Origin of the sequence: Pseudomonas sp. BF-R-01, assembly GCF_019946615.1 — a bacterium.
Lineage (GTDB): Bacteria > Pseudomonadota > Gammaproteobacteria > Pseudomonadales > Pseudomonadaceae > Aquipseudomonas > Aquipseudomonas migulae.
The window spans coordinates 21,667-43,202 of sequence record NZ_JAGYFX010000009.1; the positions used below are offsets into that span (position 1 = coordinate 21,667).

A 21,536-nucleotide genomic window follows, 5' to 3' on the forward strand; every position below is an offset into this window, starting at 1 on the left:
AGCGTCAGGACGGTTCCGCATCCATACGTCGCGCAATGACATCCATCACGTCGCAGCCATCGCGCAGCGGAATGGCGCAGAGCAATGCGAAGTCGCTGAGAATCACCGAGTCAGTGGATATTTCACCACGCATCGCGAGGTTTTCCAGGACCTGCGTTACCGCGCCGATTCTGTAGCGGGCGGAGCTGAGAAGGGAATGCAGCGGTTGGGTGGTGTTTACGTAGAAGGTGGGGAGGTCGTCGGCGTTGCTGGTCAAAGCCATATATTCATTCATGAGTGATTACCTTGAAGTGAAGTTATGTCTTCCACCACTCGATGTCGCCAAACAACGGGTGGCAGCTGTACGCGGGTTGGCGAACCGGACAAGGTACAAACCGGCAGACCCGAAGGTCTCCCACGCACAGCCACCAAAAAGCAGGTAGCCGCGTGCGTTCAGAAAAGCTCCGAGCGGGCTCGGAGGTTTCTGTACCTTGCTATCGAGTCGCCAAACCCGATACGCCATTTGGGCGCGTTCGGACTATAGGTCTCATGACAAAGGCACAGCAATGGACAAGTCTACGGACAATTCCCAGAGTCGTGTAGGACCTTGCCTATTCAGCTATTGGCCACTTTTTGGCCACCAGTATTCGTGTACTTGACCCCTGGTTTTTCAGGTGTTGATTGGCCGTTCAGGATGAAGTGTCAGTGTCCCAACAAGTCCCGCCCATAAAAAACCTTTACTGGCCCGAGAAAAACGCTAACAAAGCATCGACTTTATGTGAAAACGTTAATTTATTCCTATGCCCCACCCGACACCTTATCGTCGCGACGCGTTGATGAGGCAGGGGGCAGACGCCACTCTTTCCGTCCGCCCCTTTCGCGCATTTGAGGACCGAAAATCCCTTAGCCGCTAATCAATCAACTGATCAATCAAAACCGCGTTGCTGTAGATCAGGCAGCCATCACTCGCTCGATGTCCCACCAGATGAAACTGGCCGCGCTCGTTGTGGATATAGACGCGCATCTGGCAGTCGGACAAAGGCCCGTACCCCCCTGGCAAGATCAACTCCAGGGTGCTCATGTCGACGTCAACCATGGCTTCCTTTTCATGGGTCTCCTGCAAGCGTTCTTCAGCCTCTTCCAGGCCCCGGTGGAGGGGGCCATCGACGTAAAAATGGATTTCACCTATTGGGGTCGATTTTTGTGCGCCGTTGAATTTGCACCAGCCTTCGATCGTCAAGGCACTCATGACGAAATCTCCGTTGTGGACGGCTGGACGTTGTAGCTCTTAGCCGTCATGGGTCTGACCGCTATACCCGACAAGGACCGTCTTCAGTGGCATTTTCAGCCGATCCCTGCCTGCGTAACACAGATACTAATTATAGCTGGCCACCGCGTTTCGCTTACTCGATGTCTCTGCGCGCCTTATTAGTCTGAAGGGGTGTTACTGAATAGAGACAGTTAGATATAGCGAATAGGTTTTAAGTAATCCGCTTGATGTCGAGGTTGGAATATCCAGGTGCGCGGGCCTTGTAGCAACAGCGTCTGTAGCGGCCATGAACTATACTTCCAGCGAACTTTGCCACGACGAAAGGTGGTATTGGGTCAGCCTGTTTTGGCGTCGGATGAGTCGTGATTAGACGCTGCTGTTCTGTGGGGATGCTTATGCATGCCAATGAGTGACAGGAATAGGAAGAAGGCAAAATGGCAATGGCAATTATTCTTGTCCTGATCGTTATTGCATCCGTGCTCTTCCATTTATTAGCGCCCTGGCATGCGGCACCACCCGCTTCCAATTGGGGTTCAATAGACACCACGCTGTTCATCACGCTGGTCATCAGCGGGATATTTTTCATCGCCATCACCGTGTTCATGGCGGTGGCCGTCATGCGTTTCCGTCACAAGGAGGGCGTCAGGGCCGCCTACCAGCCAGAAAATAAACGGTTGGAATTCTGGCTGATTGTCGTGACGTCGATCGGGATTGCCGGGATGTTGGCGCCTGGTCTTGTTGTTTATAACGACTTCATCCGGGTGCCCAAAAATGCGTATGAACTAGAGGTGGTCGCCCAGCAATGGCAATGGGCTTTTCGTTTTCCGGGCCAGGACGGGAAGTTGGGGAAGTCGGATATCAAGCTTGTTGATTCGGTCAATCCACTCGGTCTTGACCCCAAGGACCCTGTTGGGCAGGACGATGTAATAGTCAGAAGTAATGAAGTTCGTCTGCCGGTCGATCAACCGGTGAAAGTCTTGTTGCGTTCCAAAGATGTTCTGCACAATTTTTATATACCGCAGATTCGCAGCAAGATGGACATGGTGCCGGGAATGGTGTCGTACTTCTGGTTTACGCCAACTGTCATGGGCAAGTATGAAGTGCTGTGTGCCGAGTATTGCGGCGTCGGTCATTACAACATGCGCGGCAATATGATCGTGGTAGACCAGGCCGCCTTCGCTCAATGGCTGGGCAGCCAACCGACCTTTGCGCAGACATTGACCACGGCCGCCAGGCCCGGTCGGGACAGCGTATTGGAAAAAGGTCGCCAACTGGTCGAGCAATACGGCTGCCATGCCTGCCATAGCCAGGATGGCAGTGCCAGTCTCGGCCCGGGATGGAAGGGCTTGTACGGCCGCACCGAACAACTTGCCGATGGCAGCAGCGTGCAGGTCGATGAGGCTTACCTCAAAGAGTCGATCCTCGATCCGAAGGCCCGCCTGGTGCAAGGCTACCCGCCGGTGATGGTGGCCTATACTCTCAAGGATGATGAATTGGCTGCTCTCATCACCCTGATCAAATCGCTGGGTGCCGGGCAGCCAGCCGAAGAACCGTCTACCGGCGACGTGTCGGGCTCAGGTGACGATCTGGTGACACAGGGACAGCGGCTGGCGCAGTCGCTCGGTTGTCTGGCCTGCCACAGTGTCGATGGCAGCAAGGGTATCGGCCCCGGTTGGCAGGGCCTGTATGGCAAGGCAGAAACCCTTGCCGACGGTACGAGCATCAAGGTCGATGAGGGCTATTTGAAAGAGTCGGTTCTCAATCCCGCTGCCAAAATCGTCAAGGGCTACGCAGCTGTCATGCCGCCCTTCACGCCGAGCGACAAGGAGCTGAACGCCCTGATCGCTTTTATCAAATCCAAAGCGAATGCTGACGCTGAATCGAGCAAGGCTGAGCCAGGGAAGTCGCCGTAAAGCCGCCAGAAACACACTGAAACTTCGGCCGGAGGATGACGTGATGGCCTATGCGGAGCAAGCCGAAACAGAGGCACTGCACGAGCCGAAAAGTTTCCTGACCAAATACATCTGGAGTCAGGACCACAAGGTCATTGCCGTTCAATATTCCTTGACGGCGCTGTTCGTGGGTCTTATCGCCGTGGTGCTGTCCGGCTTGATGCGCATGCAGATCGGCTTCCCCGGCAGTTTGGCGTTCATGGACGCCAGTGCTTATTATCAGGCGATGACCATGCACGGCATGATCATGGTTATTTATTTGCTGACGGCCTTGTTTCTGGGGGGCTTCGGCAACTATCTGATCCCGCTGATGGTGGGCGCCCGCGACATGGTCTTCCCCTACGTCAACATGCTCAGCTACTGGTTTTACCTGCTGGCAGTCGTAGTGTTGCTCTCCAGTTTCTTTGTCCCGGGCGGCCCCACCGGTTCGGGCTGGACGCTCTATCCGCCACAGTCCATTACTCAGGGGACACCGGGAGTCGAGTGGGGCATCGTCCTGATGCTCGTCTCTCTGGCGATTTTTATTGTTGCCGCCACCATGGGCGGGTTGAACTACGTCACCACGGTGTTGCAGGCGCGCACCCACGGCATGACGTTGTTCCGCATGCCGCTCTCGGTGTGGGGAATCTTCATGGCCTCGATCATGGCCTTGCTGGCGTTCCCGGCGTTGTTTGTCAGCGCCGTCATGATGCTGTTCGACAAACTGTTGGGCACCAGTTTCTTTATGCCGGCGATCATCTCGCTGGGGCAGCAACTCGATCATCAAGGGGGCAGCCCCATCTTGTTCCAGCACCTGTTCTGGTTCTTTGGCCACCCGGAGGTCTACATCGTTGCACTCCCGGCGTTTGGCCTGGTCTCGGACCTGATCAGCACCCATGCGCGGAAAAATATCTTCGGTTACCGAATGATGGTGTGGGCCATTATCGCGATTGGCGTACTCAGCTTTGTGGTCTGGGCGCACCATATGTATGTCAGCGGAATGAACCCGTACTTTGGCTTTTTCTTCGCCGTCACCACCTTGATCATCGCGGTGCCGACTGCATTGAAGGTCTACAACTGGGTGCTGACCCTGTGGCACGGCGACATTCATCTGACCGTGCCGATGCTGTTTGCCCTGGCCTTTATCGTCACCTTCCTGGTCGGTGGCCTGACCGGGTTGTTTCTCGGCAATGTGATCGTGGACATTCCGCTCTCGGACACCTATTTCGTCGTCGCCCATTTCCATATGGTCATGGGCGTCGCGCCGGTACTGGTGGTGTTTGGCGGCATTTATCACTGGTTTCCGAAAGTCACCGGGCGCCTGTTGAATGACACGCTGGGCAAGTTGCATTTCTGGATTACCTTCCTGGGCACCTACGCCATCTTCTTCCCCATGCACTACCTGGGTTTCCAGGGCATGCCGCGCCGTTATTACGCTTATGACAACTACGCGTTCATCCCGCAGTCGGCGCAAGAGTTGAATGCTTTCATTACGGTGGTGGCCTTGACCGTCGGCGTTTCCCAGCTGCTGTTTGTGTTCAACCTGGCCTGGAGCACATTCAAGGGCAAGCCCGCTGGCGGCAACCCGTGGGGCGCGGCCAGCCTGGAGTGGCAAACGCCGAACACTCCGCCGATACACGGTAACTGGGGCGCGAAGCTGCCGGTCGTGCATCGTTGGGCCTATGACTACAGCGTACCGGGGATCGAACAGGATTTCGTGCCGCAAACAGTCTCCGCCGAGCAGCTGGAGCAGATGCGGCAGCTCAGTGCCGGACCTCGGGCAGCGGACGTTAAAACATGAACAGACTGCTGTTGAAAAACGCCGACGGCGCGGACCCCAACGGCAGCTGGAGTCGTGATCCCGAAGGGATTCAGTCCGCTGAAGGTGCCAATCGAAACCAGACCGCAAAAATAGGCCTGCGCCTGTTTCTGGTCGTGGTGAGTTCGTTGTTCTTTCTCTTTCTGCTGGCCTTTATCGCCCGTTCACAAATGTCTGACTGGCTACCCCTGACAGAGCCTTTGGCGCCGTTAGCCAATCCATGGCAACTCTGGGTGAATTCGGCATTTCTGGTGTTGAGTTGCATCGCGTTGCAGTGGGCGCGCATGGCCGCTCGCCAGGCTCGGCTGAACGCAACGGTCATTGGCTTTGTAGTGGGAGGCGTATTTGCAATTGCCTTTCTGGCGGGGCAGTTCTGGGTCTGGCAGCAGTTTGTCGCCTGGGGCTATTTTGTCGCCAGCAACCCGGCCAATAGCTTCTTCTACCTGTTGACCGGTGTGCACGGGCTCCACCTGCTGGGCGGGTTGTTTGCCTGGGGCAGGACCGTCGCCAGATTCCTGAGTCGCGTGCCGTTGCCGCAACTCAGCGCCAGCGTCGAACTCTGTGCCATCTACTGGCATTACTTGTTGGGTCTGTGGATTGTGTTATTCGCTTTGCTGACCAGCACGCCACAGACTTATGAAGCCATCGCCAGACTCTGCGGCTTGAGGTGATCAGCCATGGCATCGCATCCACAAGCTCCAGGCGAAAGTTCATCCAATCCCCTCGGCTCGCCGTCTGCACCAGGATGGCAAGGCATCGCCAATGACTGGGCCTCGGACAAGGAGGCTTTCAAGCAGGTCCCTTGGGGCAAGGCGATGATGTGGATATTCCTGCTCAGCGACACGTTTATATTCACCTGTTTCTTGACCGGCTACATGTCGGTCCGCATGACCATCACCACGGCCTGGCCAAACCCCAGTGAAGTGTTCGCCTTGACCATCGCCGGTCGAGAAATCCCGCTGATTCTGATCGCCATCATGACGTTTGTGCTGATCAGCAGCAGCGGCACCATGGCCATGGCCGTGAACTATGCCTATCGCCGTGATCGCGCGAAAACCACCGCCCTGATGTTGGCGACCGCTGCCTTGGGCGTAACCTTCGTCGGCATGCAGGCATTTGAATGGAGCAAGCTCATCGCAGAAGGGGTACGTCCCTGGGGGAACCCCATGGGAGCGGCGCAATTTGGCGCCAGCTTTTTCATGATTACCGGTTTTCACGGGCTGCATGTGTCCATCGGCGCCCTCTACCTCAGCATCGTGGCGAGGAAAGTATTGCGGGGAGATTATGAGCGCTCCGGAAACTATCAAAACGTCGAGATAGCCGGGCTGTACTGGCACTTCGTGGATTTGGTGTGGGTGTTTATTTTTGCGTTTTTCTATTTATGGTAAGTCCGGGACGCTGTTCATGAAGGGGAGAGCAGGATCCGCAGAGGAGCACTGATGATGGCGCATGCTCAAGGTCAGCAACATCCGATCAGCCTGTACCTGAAAATCTGGGGGCTGTTATTCGTCCTCAGTACCCTGTCGTACCTGGTCGATTACTTTCACTTCCACGGCTACCTTCGCTGGGCCCTGATCATCACCTTCATGTTGCTGAAGGCCGGTTTGATCGTCTCCATCTTCATGCACATGGCCTGGGAACGATTGGCCATGGTCTACGCCATCCTGGTGCCACCGTTGTGTTTGCTGGTGCTTGTCGGACTGATGGCCACCGAGGCGGACTATGTGTTTCTCAGCCGGGTGATTTTCTTCGGTCAATAGGAAACGCCCGGACGACCTTGAGCCTCCAGGGACTGATCGGCAACAGATGCCGTTATATCGTTCGTTTGAACTGATGCCACCTGTGCAGCCAGGCGACTGTCCAGTGAGGGGCTGCCGTGCCCGTACCGGCGATCTTCAGCAGTGGATGGTGTCCGATAACCCCGTCCAATACCGGCTCCTGGTTCGGCTCGACGTCCACAAAGAAAATGTGTTTTCCCTCTTCTACCACCTGTTTAAAACTGCGGAAGTGAGCGTTTGGCACCTGAATACCAAAAAAACCGCCTTCCCAGATGCAGAAGCCGAATATAACAACGGCGAGAAAGATAAAAGGCATCCAGCCTGCGACGGATTCGGTCCAGCCCAGCCAGTAGGCGCCGCCAAGGACCAGCGCGGCGAGTGGCAAACCGATCACCGCACCGATTTCGCCAGAGTGAACGACATCCTGCTCCATCAGCGAGTTGATCTCGTGCAGGTGATGTTGTTCAACATCAGCCACATGTTCGCTGAGCACATGGATTTGTTCGGAGTTGATGCCGTTGGCTTCCAGTTCATTTTCAACGGCTTCAAGGTCGTCGAGATTGTCACTGATGTAATAGTGTCGATTCATGCCACACCTCCCATCCCGTGCTTGCCGTAGACCTCCTTTGTCTTGCAGCCGTTTGCCGGAATTTGCAGTCGGTTTCGGTACCCGTGGGCAACGCTTCTCACTTCGTTCAAGCCATGAAAAAGTATAGCACCGCATGGCGTGCGGGCAGGGTGGGGGCATTGGGTCGGCTGGCCTTGCGGCAGGCTCGCAGGGCTCCAGATTCAGGGCACAAAAAAACCGGTCACTTGGACCGGTTTTTTGTGTTTCTGCATCCCCCGTCAAAACCATCCTGACGTGAGACAAAATTCGATTGGAGCGGGTGAAGGGAATCGAACCCTCGTTATCAGCTTGGGAAGCTGGAGTAATGCCATTATACGACACCCGCTCAGAGCGGCTGACTTTGTACCAGATGTGCGCATGAAAATGAAGTTTTTCTTTGCGCGTGAGGGCTTTGGCACAGGTGAAACAAGACATCGGACCGGGTGGCGGTCGTTCGCGGGCAAGCCTCGCTCCTACAGATTGGCGTTAACGCTATAGGGCGAAGCTTGCTCGCGATGACGCTGTTTCAAATGGACAATGCATGGTGGTCCTGGACGTAGTGGTAACGCGGTCGGCTTGCCTGTTGCTCAGGTTTCAGGAAACCCAGCAACGCATTGCGACTGTCTCGGCAGGCGGCTTTGTGTTCCATGTCGAGAAAGTGGCCCGTCGCATCCAGCGTCGTGAACGTGGCGTGTTGCACGTGGTTGGCGAACAAAGCCGCGCCATCGGCGGCGGTGTATTCGTCCCATTCGCCGTTCATGAACAGCACCGGCACGTTGATTTTCTCTGCCGCCTTGAAGAAGCACTGGCGGTCGCTGTGCAGCAGGTCGCTGATGTGGAAGTGCATCTGCCCGTATTCATGGTCGGCCAGGCTGCTGACGTGACGGTAGTTGAAGCGCTTGAACAGGGTCGGCAGGTGTTTGCCGATGGTGCTGTTCACCAGGTTGCCGACCCGGTCGCCGTCACGGCTGCCGAGGTAGTCGACGCCGCGCTCGAGGTAGTCGAGCATGTGCGCGTTGATCTCCGGGGAGAACGAGCTGATCACGGCTTTTTCGATCCGTCGCGGTTGTTGGGCGAGGGCGACCAGGGTCGCGGCGCCGCCCCAGGAAAACGACAGCACGTGTTCGGCGGCGAAGTGGTCGATCAGCTCCAGGAGGATCTGCCCTTCGACTTCCTTGGTCAGCAATTTTTCATGCAGGTTGTGGGCTTTTGACTTGCCCGCGTAGGGCTGGTCGTAGCAGACCACATTGAACTGCGGGTGGAGGTTTTTCACGGTTTGTGCAAACGACGCAGTCGTGGCCATCGAGCCGTTGACCAAGATAATAGTCTTCTCTGCGGCGTCTGCGCGATAGAACTCCGTGTAAACCCGATACTGACCTTGTATATCCAGCACAGCGATTTCTGGCCTCATGTCATAAGACTCCTGGCAAGCGGGTATGCGCGCAAATGAGATTGCACGAGCTTTGTGACAGGTAGGCATATGCCTGGAATTTGAAGGCCCATGTCGATCCATTGCAGTCCGGTCGACGGGTGTTGTTATTGGCGGGCAGTCTGTCGGTCTGAGGCGGAACCTTGAGGTTCTCTAACCGACAAAAAGTTTCTTAGACGTATGTTGTGACTCGTCAGTCACATTTCGGCTGACGACCTGATTCAAGCAGGGGAGTTGGCATCGCGCAAGTGCCATTCGTAAATTGTTCGACAACTTCTGCTGAGCGGTAGGCTGCTTAGATCAATCCGATCTCTTCATCGCTCAAAGGGCGGTATTCGCCCGGTTTCAACGTGCTGTCGAGCACCAGCGGACCCATGCGTTCGCGGTGCAGGCGCAGCACTTTGTTGTCGAAGTGGCCGAACATCCGCTTCACCTGGTGATAACGACCTTCGACGATGCTCAGCCGTGCTGACTTCGGCCCGAGCAGCGCCAGCTCGGCCGGCAGCGTGGTGAGGTCTTCGAAGGCGAAGTACAGACCTTCGGTGAATTTCAAAGCATATTCCGGGCCGATGTCTTGCTCGGTCTCGACGTAGTAGACCTTGGGCAATTTGGTCTGCGGCTGGGTCAGGCGTCGTGACCAGCTGCCGTCGTTGGTGATCAGCATCAGGCCGGTGGTGTTGAAATCCAGGCGGCCGGCGATGTGCAGGTCTTCCTTGTCCGGCTCGTCGAACAGATCGAGCACCGTGGGGTGCTCCGGGTCGCGGGTGGCGCTGACGCAACCGGGGGGCTTGTGCAGCATGAAGTAGCGGGCGGGTTTGCCGAGTTGCAGCACTTCTTGATCGACTTCGACGCGGCTGAACTCCAGCACCTCGGTGTGAGGGTCGCTGACGATTTTTCCGTCGACCCGCACGCGCTTTTCCACCAGCAACAGGCGAACCTGCTTACGGTTGAAGCGGGGCAGGTTGCTGAGGAAACGGTCAACGCGCATGAAGTGAGATCGGCAAGAAACGGGCCGCGCATCTTACGTGATCGGCCACAAGGATGCTTACAACTGCGCCTCCACCTGCGCGCAGCGCGGGCACAGGCAGGATTTGTCGCGCAGTTCGGGCGGCAGTGCTTCGAGTACCGCCGGGTCGATGCTGACGCCGTAGCACCAGCAGGCCCGATCGGCGGTTTGCGGGTCGGCCAGGGTGCAGTCGTTGGAGGCGCCGCAGGCCGGGCAGAATTCAGGCTTGTTCATGTAGGACTATGCATAACTGGTGTGAGGCATTTCCGCGCAGGTACGGTTACGGCCGGATTGCTTGGCCCGATACATCGCATGATCGGCGCGGGAGAGCAGGGTGTGCAAGGTGTCATCCGGTTGCAGCGTGGTCAAGCCAATGCTGACCGTCAGCTGCAAGGTGTGACCGTTGTAGGCATAAAGCTGTTCTTCGACATGCTGGCGAATTTTCTCGGCAATCATCAGACCGGTCTCACCGTCCGTGTCCTTGAGCAGCACGATGAATTCTTCGCCGCCCCAACGGCAGACGATGTCGGAATGGCGCAGGCAACTCTCCAGATCCCTTGCGAAGCCGATCAGCACCTGATCACCGGCGAGGTGACCGTAGGTGTCGTTCAAGGCCTTGAAATGGTCCAGATCCAGCAGCAACGCTGTCAGCGGTTTCGGTTCGCGTTGGGCTTCGTGCATGGCTTGTGCGGCCAGCAGATCGAAGCCGCGACGGTTCGGCAGTTCGGTCAGGCTGTCGAGGGTCGCCTGCGCCTGGATCTTGCCCTGATAACGCTTGATCACCCGGTTGAGCAGGGCCAGCACAGTCAGGGTCACGAGCAGGCAAATCAGCAGGTTGAGGTACAGCGACTGGCGGATTTCGCTGAGGGCGCCGTCTTCGCGTTTGTCGACGAACAGGTACCAGTTCAGTTCCGGAATGAAGCGCACGTTGAGGAAATGGCCCTGGCCCTGGACGGAATATTCGTAGCTGCCGCTGTGGGGTTTGGGCAGCTGGTTGACCAGGCCTTTCATGCTTTCCAGGTCGTTGAGCTTCTGGCCGATATGCGCGCCCTGCGGGCCACCCTCGGCACCGGTAAGCACCAATCGGCCGAAGCTGTCGACGAAATACACACTGCGTTGATAGCGCTGTTGATACTTGTCGATCAGCTTGATCACCGCATCTACCGTCAGGCCGACGCCTGCCGCGCCGATGAAACGGTTGTTGTAGTCGTAGACCTTGTAGTTGATGAAGAACGTCAGGTTGTCCTTGTTGGCCAGGTCCGGGTCGACGTTGATCTCGTAAGGGGCAGCCATGTCACGCACGCGAAAATACCAGGCATCGCGCGGCTCAGTGACCTTGACCTGCTTGAGCACGCCTTTGGCGTGGTAGTAGGTGAGCGTGCCGTTGGAGACGAAAAATGCGGTGTAGGCGCCGTAGTGGGTCATGACCTCGTTGAGGTAGCGGGTCATCTGGTCGGGGTCGTGTTCGCCGTTGACCACCCAATCACGCATGAAGGTGTCGCGGGACATCATCGAGGAAATCAGGATCGGTCTGACAAGGTCTTTCTGGATTTCCGAGTAGACCGTGTCCGAAGTCAGCGGCAGCTCGGTGTTGACGATGTTGTCGCGGATCGAGGCGCGCGAGGCGTAGTAGCTGAGAAATGACGTGGCGAGAAAACCTGCGCCCAGCAGCGCGATCAGCGTGAGGACCAGCGAACGTTGCGAATACAGCGGCGAGTGAAGCAGCATGGCGATTCCGTTGGCAGTGGCCCGTTGGGGAGCATTCTAGTGGCACTGCGGGGAAATAACTGCGGGATTTGTGGGGTGAATCGGCGAGGGTCAGGTGCGGTGGCGTCCGGACTGACGCCTTCGCGGGCAAGCCTCGCTCCTACAGGTTTACGCAATCCCCCGTAGGAGCGAGGCTTGCCCGCGAATCGAAAGATCACCTCGAATCTGTCAGGTACGCACGCCATCCCCCCAAATGACTGATATCCACCGCACCCTCCAACCCATACGCCTCACAGATAAACCCACTCTCCCAGCGCCCATCCGCCAGTTGCACCTTGCCCAACCCCAGCGGCGCCGGAATCCCGGTCAAAAACGACCCCAACTCACAGCTCGGCAACTCCCAGACCTCCACCGCAATCGCTACGCCGCCATCCTTCACCCGCACCATCCCCGGACGAAACGGCGGGCCACCGGCCAATGCATACAGTTGATAGTCCGGCGAACTGAATGTCGCCTCGACCAACGTCGCGCCGCGCCGCTTCAACTGCCAGTTCAGCGCCAGCCCATCGAGATGCGCGCCGCACACCACCAGCCTTGCACGATCGTTGCGCGCAACCGTTGCGGGCGCAGGAGAACGACGCTGAAACGCATCCGCCACACTCAACAAATACTGATCGGTAAACGCCCGGCCAAACACCGTCACGCCCCACGGCAAACCATTGCCCATGAACCCGCTCGGCACCGCGACGGCGGCGTAGTCCAGCAGGTTCATGAAGTTGGTGTAGTAACCCAGTTCCGAATTGCGCAGCACCGGCTCAGCCTCAAGCTCTGCCAGTGTGACGGGGCGGCCGATAGTCGGCGTGACCACGCAATCGAGTCCTTCCAGCGCCTTGTCGCACAGCGCTTTCAAGGCTTGCAGCCGATATTGGGCGCGGAAGGTTTGCACACCGTTCACCGCCGGTGCCTTGGCCAGCACCGCACGAATCACCGGCAATACCGCTTGAGGATTTTGCTCCATCAACTCGCCGGCGACGCTGTAGCGCTCCGCCACCCACGGGCCTTCATACAGCAGGCGCGCCGCTTCAAGGAAAGGCGACAAATCCAGTTCCACGGCTTCACCGCCCAATGCCTTGAGCCGGTCGATGGCATCACCGAACAACAGCGGACCTTCAGGGCAACCGAAGAACTCCAGGTCCTGCGCACGCGGTACGCCGAAGCGGAAAGGGCGCGGTGTGCCGAACGCCGAGCCGTCATTCCACAGCGGATTACGGCGACTGTATTCGTCCCGTGGATCGAGATGCGCGGTGAGCGCCAGCAACTGACTGGCTTCCCGAGCCGTCGCGGTGAAGGTCGTGACGCAATCGAGCGTACGACACGCCGGCACCACGCCCGCCGTGGAGATCAACCCTTTGGTGGCTTTCATCCCCACCAGATTGTTCAACCCCGCCGGCACTCGCCCCGAGCCCGCCGTGTCCGTGCCCAACGAAAAACTCGCCACGCCCAGTGCCACCGCCAGCGAGGAACCGGCACTGGAACCGCCCGACGGATATTCCGGCAACACGCTGTTCGGGCACGCGCCATACGGCGAGCGGCTGCCATTGAGGCCGGTGGCGAACTGGTCGAGGTTGGCCTTGCCCAGCGGAATCGCGCCCAGCGCCAGCAATTGCTCGACGATGGTCGCCGACTGCTGCGGCACATAGGCAAATGCCGGGCACGCTGCCGTGGTCGGAATGCCCGCCAGATCGATGTTGTCCTTGATCGCGAACGGCACGCCGTACAGCGGCAGGCTGTCGATATCGCGGCCGTCGAGCGCGGCGAGATACGGCTCCAGTTCTTCAATGCTGAGCAAATGAATGAACAGGTGATAGTCCGGGTTCAGGGCGGCGGCTTTATCGCGCAGGTTCAGCAGCAGCTGTCGCGGTGTGATGCTGCCGTCGCGGTAGGCGCTGCGCAGGGCGTCGAGTTGCAGATTGATGGTCATGAAGTGAGTCCTTTGCAAAATGGGTTCAGTCGAGTTCCAGCACCACGACGCGCTGTCCGGCGCGCACGGCCGAACCCGGTTGCACGCGGATTTCGCGCACCACGCCGGCCATCGGTGCCAGCAGCGGGATTTCCATCTTCATCGACTCCAGAATCACCAGCACATCGCCGGCAGCGACGCGGCTGCCGGTCTCCACCTGGACCTGCCAGAGGTTGCCGGCGATGTGGCTGTCGACGCTCAATTCGCCACTGGCCAACGGTGCGTCTTCGGTCGTTTCCGGGGCCGCTTCCTCACTGTCGAAGTGGGCCTGGCCGCTGGCGATCCAGCGCTCGCGCTCGGCGTTGAACGCGCCTTTCTGTTGATCCCGAAAAGCTGCAATGCTCGAGGACTCTTTGGTCAGGAACGCCTGGTAATCCGCGAGGTTCAACTGGCTGTGTTCGATGTTCAAATCGAAGCGCCCGAGGGGGAAATCCCGACGGATGCGCAGCAGTTCATCGGCGCTCACCGGGTAGAAACGGATCTGGTCGAAGAAGCGCAGCAACCACGGTTTGCCATCGAACGCGGCGACTTCGCGGTAGCGGTTCCACATCTGCAACGTGCGACCGACGAACTGATAACCGCCGGGGCCTTCCATGCCGTACACGCACATGTACGCGCCGCCGATGCCCACCGAGTTTTCCGCAGTCCAGGTGCGGGCCGGGTTGTATTTGGTGGTCACCAGGCGATGGCGCGGGTCGAGCGGGGTGGCGACCGGCGCGCCGAGGTAGACGTCGCCCAGCCCCATCACCAGATAGCTGGCGTCGAACACCGTGCGCTGCACTTCATCGAGGTTCGGCAGGTCGTTGATGCGGCGGATGAACTCCAGATTGCTCGGGCACCACGGTGCGTCCTTGCGCACGGTGGTCATGTATTTCTCGATCGCCAATTGGCAGGCCGGGTCGTCCCAGGACAGCGGCAGATGGACGATGCGCGAAGGCACTTGCAGGTCCTTGGCGGCGCACACCGCGTCCCATTCACCGGCGACGATACCGAGCAGATCGGCCAGCGGCAGTTGCTCGGGTTGGTAGTGCACTTGCAGCGAGCGGATGCCCGGTGTCAGGTCGATCACGCCGTGCAGGTGTTTGCTTTCCAGGGCTTGCATGAGGGCGTGGGCGCGGAAGCGCAGGACCAGGTCCAGTTCCGGTGCGCCGATCTCAAGCAACAGGTGCGTATCCCCCGACAGTCGCGCAACCAACCGCGTATCGTCCTGACCAATCTCCATAACAACAGGGGACTGTAGGAGCCGGCTTGCCGGCGATGGGGCCCTAATAGACACCGCATTAACTTCATCGCCGGCAAGCCGGCTCCTACAAGGGTTCCATTTCAAGGCTAGGGTGCGGGCGGTTTTGATATCGACTGGCTGGAACTGCACTTTGTCCCCGGCCTTGAGCTGACCGAGTTGCCAAAGATCCGCCTCGATCACCGTCACCGGGCACACAAACCCGCCGAGGCTCGGGCCGTCCGGCCCCAGAATCACCGGCATGTCCCCGGTGAAATCCACGGCGCCAATCGCATACGGATTGTCGTGGATATTCGACGGGTGCAGCCCCGCCTCACCGCCGTCAGCACGCACCCATTCTGGCTTCGGCCCGATCAGGCGCACGCCGGTGCGACTGGAGTTGAAATGCACTTCCCACTGAGTCTCGAAAAACGTGCCGATGTAGTTTTCGGTGAAATATTCCGGTGCGCCATGCGGGCCGTAGATCACCCGGATTTGCCGCACGGCAGGCAATTCAGCGATTGCAGACAGTTGCTCACCGACGCTGTGATCGGTCAACGCCGGCACATGCAACACATCGCCGGCCCGTAATGCGCGACCACCATGGCCGCCAAACTGTCCAAGGGTGAAGGTGCTTTTGCTGCCCAGATAATCCGGCACCTGCAGCCCGCCGCGCACACACAGATAGCTGCGGGCGCCTGCGCCGGCAATCGTGCCGAGACTCAACGTGGCACCCGCCGGAATCAACAGCGCCGTGTTCATCGCCACGGTTTCGCCGTTCAACGTCAGCGGAATCACTGCTCCGGTGACCGCCACCACCGCGTCGCAATTGAAACGCAGCAACGGCCCGCTCATGGTGGTTTCCAGCGCGGCGGCGCCTTCTTCGTTACCCAGCAAAAGGTTGCCCAATCGCAATGCACGACTGTCCATCGGCCCTGACGGCGGCACGCCCACGGCCCAATAACCGAGTCGCCCCGGATAGTCTTGAACGCTGGTCTGCGTACCGGCGCTGAGCACTTCAAAAGTGTTGGCCTGATACACCAGGCCTTCGAGGCAGCGGGTCCACGGTTGGCCGCTGGTGAACGGCGCGTCGAGCAAAATCTGCCGCAGGTAATCGCGGTTGGTTTCCACGCCGTAGAGCTGGCTGTCGCCCAGTGCTTGATGCAAATCCGCACGCGCTTGTTCGCGGGTCGGCGCCCAGCAGATGACCTTGGCGATCATCGGGTCGAAGTACGGCGGTATCTCGCAACCGGCCTCGACCCAGGTGTCGATCCGCAGCTGTTTGCCGTCGGCGGTGGGGAAGTTCACAGCCGTCAGCAAACCTGGGCTCGGCTGAAAATCGCGCCCCGGATCTTCGGCATACAGCCGCGCCTGAATCGCATGGCCCTCGGCTTTCAAACCTTGGCTCAACACGCTCAGCGGCGGCAAATCACCCGCCGCCAGTTCCACCATCCAGCGCACCAGGTCCACGCCCCACACCTGTTCGGTGACGCCGTGTTCCACCTGCAAACGGGTGTTCACTTCCAGAAAGTAGAAGCGCTGGTCTGCGCTGTCGAACACAAATTCCACGGTGCCGGCGCTGCGGTAGTTCACCGCTTTTGCCAGTTTGATCGCCGCCGCGCACAGCTCATCGGCCATGCCGTCAGGCAGGTTCGGCGCCGGGGTTTCTTCGAGGACTTTCTGGTTGCGCCGTTGTACCGAACAGTCGCGCACACCGAGGGCGATCACTTCACCGCGACCGTCGCCGAACACTTGAACTTCCAGGTGTCGGGCGCGTTGGATGTACTTCTCGATGAACACGCCGGCATCGCTGAAATTGTTTTGGCCGAGGCGTTTTACGGCTTCGAAGGATTCACTCAACTCGTCAGCACTGCGACACACGCGCATGCCGATGCCACCACCGCCGGCAGTGCTTTTGAGCATCACCGGATAGCCGACTTGATCGCCGGCGATCAATGCCGCGTCGAGGCTGTCGAGCAGCTCGGTGCCTTCGAGCATCGGCACGCCGTGTTGCTTGGCCAGGGCGCGCGCGGTGTGTTTGAGGCCGAACACGCGCAGCTGTTCTGGCGTCGGGCCGATGAACGCGATATCGGCAGATGCGCAGGCTTCGGCGAACGCGGCGTTTTCCGAGAGGAAACCGTACCCAGGATGGATCGCCGTGGCGCCAGTGGCTTTGGCGATGGCGAGGATTTTATCGACCGCCAGATAGGTGCCGGCGGCGGCGCCTTCACCGAGGCTGTGGGCTTCATCGGCATGCAGGATGTGCAGGCTCGCGGCATCGGCTTCGGAATAAACGGCGACGCCTTTGACGTGCAGTTCACGCAAGGTGCGCAGGACGCGGCAGGCAATGGCGCCACGGTTGGCAATCAGGACTTTTTCGAACATGGCATAACCCCTGGAGGGGATGCGGGCCGTCCCGCAGTTTTTCGTTGGGCGCCGGGGTCGTCCCCGGCGGAAAATCACAAGTCTTCAGAACACCGCTGAACCCTGTGGGAGCGAGACCGGCTTGCCGGCGATTGCGGTGTATCAGACACATCAATGCCCACTGACACACCGCAATCGCGAGCAGGCTCGCTCCCACAGGGTTTAGTGGTGTCTGGAATCTTTGAGGCACTGCCCGGAACGGGCCTGGCACAGGGCAAACAACCAGCGACGCAGACGGTTCAGTTTCAGTTCCATACCAGCAGCTCCGCAGGCGTAGGGTTGTAGGCATTGCACGGGTTATTCAGTTGCGGACAATTGGAAATCAGCACGATCACGTCCATCTCCGCCCGTAAATCCACGTACTTGCCCGGCGCCGAAATACCGTCCTCAAACGTCAGCCCGCCATCCGCCGTGACCGGCACGTTCATGAAGAAGTTGATGTTCGGCCCGATGTCGCCCTTGCCCAGTCGCCCGTCGTGGACGCAGGCGCGCAGGTAGTTGTCGCGGCAGCTGTGCATGTAGCGTTTTTCCAGAGCGTAACGCACGGTGTTGCTCTCTTGCGCGCAGGCACCGCCGAGGGTGTCGTGGCGTCCGCAGGTGTCGGCGACGATGGTCAGCATCGGTTTGCCGAGGTTGGAATAGAGCACGCTGCCGGTGCTCAGGTAGACGCTGTTCTGCCGGCGCAAGGTGCGTTGCACGTCGTAGCGTTCTTTCGGGTTGGCGACGCTGTAGAACAACGTATCAACCGCCTGATTGCCTTCCAGGTCGAGGATGCGCAGGGTCTGGCCGGCCTTGACCTCCATCAGCCACGGTTCGCCGGCGGGAATGGTGGCGCGGTAGACCGCTGTTTCTGGATGCTTTTGAGCGGTAGCGATTGCGAGTGACATGGCAGCGATCCTCAGGCGAACAGGCGGTCGGTGTTGATGAAGCCGCGCTCGTTTTCCGGGCGCGAGGTACGGCAGTGTTCGGCGACACTGGCGTCGGCGTTCATCCAGCTCAGCTTCAACGGTTTTGGTGCGTATTCCGGCGACGGGTCCATCGGATGTTGCAGGGCGGTGAGCACCACCAGCGTGTCCATCGGCGCGTACAACTCGATGTAGTCGCCGGCCTTGGAGTTGCCTTCGACGAAGTGGAAACGCCCGGCTTCGTCGACGTTCACGCGGCTGAACAGGTTGAGGGTCATCAGCAAGTCCGACAGGCCCAAACCCCATTTGCCGAGTTCCACCAACAGGTTGTCGGTGCCGTTGCGGAAGAAGCCGTTGCGCAGTTCCTGATAGCGGCCCGCGCCGTATTTTTCCGCGACTTCTTCAGCGCACAGCACACCGCCGAGGCTGTCGCTCCAGCCGCAGGTGTCGGCGGTGATCGCCACCAGCACGCGGCCCATGTCCGAATACAGGCAATGACCGGTGGTGAGCTTGGCGGTGTGTTGGCATTTGAGGCTGTCGGGCAGGTTCAGGCGTTCGGTTTTTTCGTTGGCGTTGAGCAGCGTCAGGCTGACGTTGGCGCCACCGCGCAGGTCGGTCAGGCGCAGCAATTGGCCGCGCTTCAGGACGAAGGAACGATGGCCGCCGCCGGGGAGCATTTCCTCGGCGAAGGGGGGGAACAGTTGGGTCGAATCAGTCATGTGCAAAATCCTCTTAAGCGGTGCGAAGCGCGCCTGCCAGTGTTTCCGGCAAGGCATCGACGGCGGCGCGCGTGGCGCGGCGGTCGCTGTTCAAAGGGATGTCGTAAGTGATGCGCGCGCCATAGGCGCCGGGGGCGTGCGGGTCGACGCGAACCTTGTCGAATACGAGCAATCGCGTGCCGAGGCTGAAACCTTCGGACAGGTCGTGGGTGACCATGAACACCGTCAGTTGCGTCTCGCGCCACAGCTCCAGCAGCAAGGCGTGCATGTCTTTGCGGATGCCCGGATCGAGCGCGCCGAACGGTTCGTCGAGCAGCAACACGCGGGGTTTCATGATCAGCGCCTGGGCGATGGCCAGCCGTTGCTGCATGCCGCCGGAGAGCTGCGCCGGGTACTTGTCCAGCGAGTGACCGAGGCCGACCTTTTGCAGCAGCACCGAGGCCTGTTCGCGAGCGTCTTTTTTGGCGTTGCCGAACAACCGCCCAAGCAGCGGCGAGCGCGGCAGTTCGAGGCCGAGGGCGACGTTGTCCAGCACCGTCAGGTGCGGGAACACCGAGTAGCGCTGGAACACCACGCCACGGCTCGAATCCGGTTCGCCGGCCAGCAGTTGACCGTCCAGCAGAATCTCGCCGCGACTGGCGCGTTCCTGGCCGAGCAACAGGCGCAGGAAGGTCGATTTGCCGCAGCCCGACGCGCCGACCAGGGTGCAGAACTCACCCTCGTTGACGTTCAGGTTCAAGCCTTCGAGCACCACTTGATCGGCGTATTGCTGCCAGACGTTTTTTACCGTGATGAAGCTCATGCGCGGGCTCCTTCATACCAAGGGAACGCACGTTGAGTCAGGCGCTTGAGGCCCCAATCCATCAGCCAGGCGAGCAGGGTGATCCACACCACGTACGGCAGGATCACGTCCATCGCCAGGTAACGGCGCACGAGGAAAATCCGGTAGCCGAGGCCGTCGGTGGAAGCGATGGCTTCGGCGGCGATCAGGAACAACCACGCCGAACCCAGCATCAGCCGCAACGAGATCAGCAGGCGCGGCAACAATTGCGGGAGCACCACGCGCAGCATCAGCGTCCAGGTCGAGGCACCGAGGGTCTGGGCCTTGATCAGCAACTCGACCGGTATTTCCCGGGCGCGCTGTTCCAGATCCCGCGCCAGGCACGGGGTGATGCCGATGACGATCAGCATCACTTTCGATAACTCCCCCAGTCCAAAGACGATGAACAGAATCGGCAGGATCGCCAGCGGCGGCACCATCGACAGCACCGTCAGCAACGGTGACAACGGCGCGCCGAACAGCGGCAACGTTCCGGCGGCGATGCCGAGGCACAGCCCGGCCAACGCGCTGATGCCGAGGCCGATGGCCAGGCGCCGCAGGCTGGACGCGGTGTCTTGCCACAGCACGTATTCGCCGGTGCGGCTGTCGGCGGTGAACGCCAGGCGCTTTACCGCGTCGGTCATTTGCACGGCGCTCGGCAACAGCTTGTCGTTAGGGTTGTCCAGCAGCCGTTCGGCCGAGCCCATGAAGTAGGCGAACAGCACCAGGGCGAACGGCAGGATCACCAACAACAGGCGACTCGGGCGATCCGGGTGGCGATTGATCAGGCGCATGGCCAGGTCCTCTTGTTACAGCTTGGCGTCGGCAGCCATCTGCACGTAACTCGGATCGAAGCGAAGCTTGAGGTTGCTCTTGTCGCCGCTGGTCACGCCGTTGGCGAAGGCCATGCCGACTGCGCTGGTGTCCTTGGCGCCTTCACCGAGCAAGCCGTGCTGGAAGGAAAACTCCGCGACCTTGCGCATGGTTTCCGGCAGTTGCTTGCTGGTAGAGAACGCCAGGGCTTCTTGCGGTGTGGCGAACAGTTTGGTGGTGTCGAGTTGCGCCTGGAAACCTGCGAGGTCAGTGCCCGAGGCCTTGGCCATGTGTTCGAGCGCAGCCTTGCTGGCGGCGTTTTTCGCGTTCATCAACTCGACCACTTCGAACCAGGCGCCGGTCAGTGCCTTGCCCAGAGCGGGGTTGTCTTTGAGGGTGGCGCTGTTGACCACCATCATGTCCATGATCTCGCCGGGGATCTGGCTGGAATTGAACACTTCGGTCACGCCCGGCTTGGCCTTGATGTCCGAGAGCATCGGGTTCCAGGTGGTGACGGCGTTGACCTGCTCCGTGTTGAAAGCGGCGGAGATGTCGGCGTCGGAGGTGTTGACCACTTTCAGGTCTTTCTCGGTGAGGTCCACCGAATCAAGGGCCCGGGCCAGCAGGTAATGGGACACCGACAGCTCGACCAGATTGACGTCCATGCCCTTGAGGTCGGCGACTTTCTTGCCGTCGCCCTTGAGCACGATGCCGTCGTTGCCGTTGGAAAAGTCGCTGACGATCAGCGCGGTGCTGTCGACGCCACCGGCCGCCGGAATGGTCAGCGCGTCCATGTTGGTCATGGTGCAGCCGTCGAACTGGCCGGCGGTGTATTGGTTGATGGATTCGACGTAGTCGTTGAGCTGCACCACATCAATCTTGATGCCGTACTTCTTCGCCCATTTGTCGACGATGCCTTGGCTGCCGGCGTATTCCCAGGGCATCCAACCGGCGTAAATGGTCCAGCAGACGCTGAAGTGGTCTTTTGGCGCGGCCTGGGACGAGACGCTCACGATGGCTGCGAAGGCAGCGGCGAGGAGGGCGGGTAAACGAAGTCGGGACATGGTGGTTCTCCAGTTGATCAAGGGCG

Annotated in this window: 19 protein-coding genes and 1 tRNA gene; 5 read left to right on the forward strand and 15 right to left on the reverse strand. The window is 59.5% G+C overall.

Translation table 11 applies throughout. The features are described 5' to 3' along the window. Positions 1 to 4: 4 nt before the first annotated feature. Together KGB27_RS06000 and KGB27_RS06005 are read right to left on the reverse strand one after the other, a co-directional pair. Entirely contained in the window at positions 5 to 274 is a 270-nt protein-coding gene (locus KGB27_RS06000; RefSeq protein WP_223416122.1) for a short-chain dehydrogenase, read from the reverse strand. 615 nt (positions 275 to 889) lie between these two features. Then, the gene (locus KGB27_RS06005; RefSeq protein ID WP_223553569.1) at positions 890 to 1,228 is read right to left on the reverse strand and encodes a hypothetical protein; all 339 of its coding nucleotides are present in this window, start codon (positions 1,226 to 1,228) and stop codon (positions 890 to 892) included. A 455-nt stretch (positions 1,229 to 1,683) separates the two neighbouring features. Here KGB27_RS06005 and KGB27_RS06010 point away from each other — a divergent pair, with 455 nt between their 5' ends. Genes KGB27_RS06010 through KGB27_RS06030 form a run of 5 tightly spaced genes read left to right on the forward strand, consistent with a single transcriptional unit; the run spans position 1,684 to position 6,759 of the window. After that, complete coding sequence (locus KGB27_RS06010) at positions 1,684 to 3,162, forward strand: cytochrome c oxidase subunit II (RefSeq protein ID WP_223553570.1); 1,479 nt, start codon at positions 1,684 to 1,686, stop codon at positions 3,160 to 3,162. A gap of 43 nt (positions 3,163 to 3,205) precedes the next feature. After that, a complete protein-coding gene (gene ctaD, locus KGB27_RS06015; RefSeq protein ID WP_223553617.1) occupies positions 3,206 to 4,981 on the forward strand; it encodes a cytochrome c oxidase subunit I in 1,776 nt (591 codons plus the stop codon). Further along, a complete protein-coding gene (locus tag KGB27_RS06020) occupies positions 4,978 to 5,670 on the forward strand; it encodes a cytochrome c oxidase subunit 3 (protein ID WP_008036190.1) in 693 nt (230 codons plus the stop codon). Before ctaD ends, KGB27_RS06020 begins: the two co-directional genes overlap by 4 nt. 6 nt (positions 5,671 to 5,676) lie before the next feature. Next, the gene (locus tag KGB27_RS06025) at positions 5,677 to 6,387 is read left to right on the forward strand and encodes a heme-copper oxidase subunit III family protein (RefSeq protein ID WP_207286107.1); all 711 of its coding nucleotides are present in this window, start codon (positions 5,677 to 5,679) and stop codon (positions 6,385 to 6,387) included. Positions 6,388 to 6,441: 54 nt separating this feature from the next. After that, a complete protein-coding gene (locus tag KGB27_RS06030) occupies positions 6,442 to 6,759 on the forward strand; it encodes a cytochrome C oxidase subunit IV family protein (protein WP_007988247.1) in 318 nt (105 codons plus the stop codon). A 52-nt stretch (positions 6,760 to 6,811) separates the two neighbouring features. Here KGB27_RS06030 and KGB27_RS06035 read toward each other — a convergent pair whose 3' ends face one another. The 13 genes from KGB27_RS06035 to KGB27_RS06095 form a co-directional block, all read right to left on the reverse strand. Continuing rightward, positions 6,812 to 7,366, reverse strand: a complete 555-nt coding sequence (locus tag KGB27_RS06035; protein WP_008036193.1) for a hypothetical protein — start codon at positions 7,364 to 7,366, stop codon at positions 6,812 to 6,814. Between the two features lie 290 nt (positions 7,367 to 7,656). Continuing rightward, positions 7,657 to 7,730, reverse strand: a tRNA-Gly gene (locus KGB27_RS06040). 180 nt (positions 7,731 to 7,910) lie between these two features. Further along, a complete protein-coding gene (locus KGB27_RS06045) occupies positions 7,911 to 8,795 on the reverse strand; it encodes an alpha/beta fold hydrolase (RefSeq protein WP_008036199.1) in 885 nt (294 codons plus the stop codon). Positions 8,796 to 9,108: 313 nt separating this feature from the next. Beyond that, positions 9,109 to 9,801 carry a pseudouridine synthase gene (locus KGB27_RS06050; protein ID WP_223436957.1) on the reverse strand — a complete coding sequence of 231 codons (693 nt, stop codon included), beginning with the start codon at positions 9,799 to 9,801 and terminating at the stop codon, positions 9,109 to 9,111. Between the two features lie 57 nt (positions 9,802 to 9,858). After that, complete coding sequence (locus KGB27_RS06055; protein ID WP_223553572.1) at positions 9,859 to 10,053, reverse strand: cysteine-rich CWC family protein; 195 nt, start codon at positions 10,051 to 10,053, stop codon at positions 9,859 to 9,861. Positions 10,054 to 10,059: 6 nt separating this feature from the next. Next, positions 10,060 to 11,547, reverse strand: coding sequence for a sensor domain-containing diguanylate cyclase (locus KGB27_RS06060; RefSeq protein ID WP_223553574.1), 1,488 nt, complete (start codon positions 11,545 to 11,547; stop codon positions 10,060 to 10,062). A 193-nt stretch (positions 11,548 to 11,740) separates the two neighbouring features. Next, on the reverse strand, positions 11,741 to 13,507 hold the full coding sequence (atzF, locus tag KGB27_RS06065; protein ID WP_223553576.1) for an allophanate hydrolase: 1,767 nt from the start codon (positions 13,505 to 13,507) through the stop codon (positions 11,741 to 11,743). Positions 13,508 to 13,532: 25 nt separating this feature from the next. Next, entirely contained in the window at positions 13,533 to 17,150 is a 3,618-nt protein-coding gene (uca, locus tag KGB27_RS06070) for an urea carboxylase (protein ID WP_223553578.1), read from the reverse strand. Positions 17,151 to 17,434: 284 nt separating this feature from the next. Next, positions 17,435 to 18,076, reverse strand: a complete 642-nt coding sequence (locus KGB27_RS06075; protein WP_017336948.1) for an urea amidolyase associated protein UAAP2 — start codon at positions 18,074 to 18,076, stop codon at positions 17,435 to 17,437. A gap of 11 nt (positions 18,077 to 18,087) precedes the next feature. After that, positions 18,088 to 18,813: an urea amidolyase associated protein UAAP1 gene (locus KGB27_RS06080; protein WP_214381258.1), complete on the reverse strand. Its 726-nt coding sequence runs from the start codon at positions 18,811 to 18,813 to the stop codon at positions 18,088 to 18,090. 13 nt (positions 18,814 to 18,826) lie between these two features. Further along, positions 18,827 to 19,615, reverse strand: coding sequence for an ABC transporter ATP-binding protein (locus KGB27_RS06085; RefSeq protein WP_008036214.1), 789 nt, complete (start codon positions 19,613 to 19,615; stop codon positions 18,827 to 18,829). Further along, complete coding sequence (locus KGB27_RS06090) at positions 19,612 to 20,427, reverse strand: ABC transporter permease (protein WP_008025776.1); 816 nt, start codon at positions 20,425 to 20,427, stop codon at positions 19,612 to 19,614. Before KGB27_RS06090 ends, KGB27_RS06085 begins: the two co-directional genes overlap by 4 nt. A gap of 15 nt (positions 20,428 to 20,442) precedes the next feature. Beyond that, positions 20,443 to 21,510, reverse strand: a complete 1,068-nt coding sequence (locus tag KGB27_RS06095; protein ID WP_008025779.1) for a putative urea ABC transporter substrate-binding protein — start codon at positions 21,508 to 21,510, stop codon at positions 20,443 to 20,445. Positions 21,511 to 21,536: the final 26 nt, after the last annotated feature.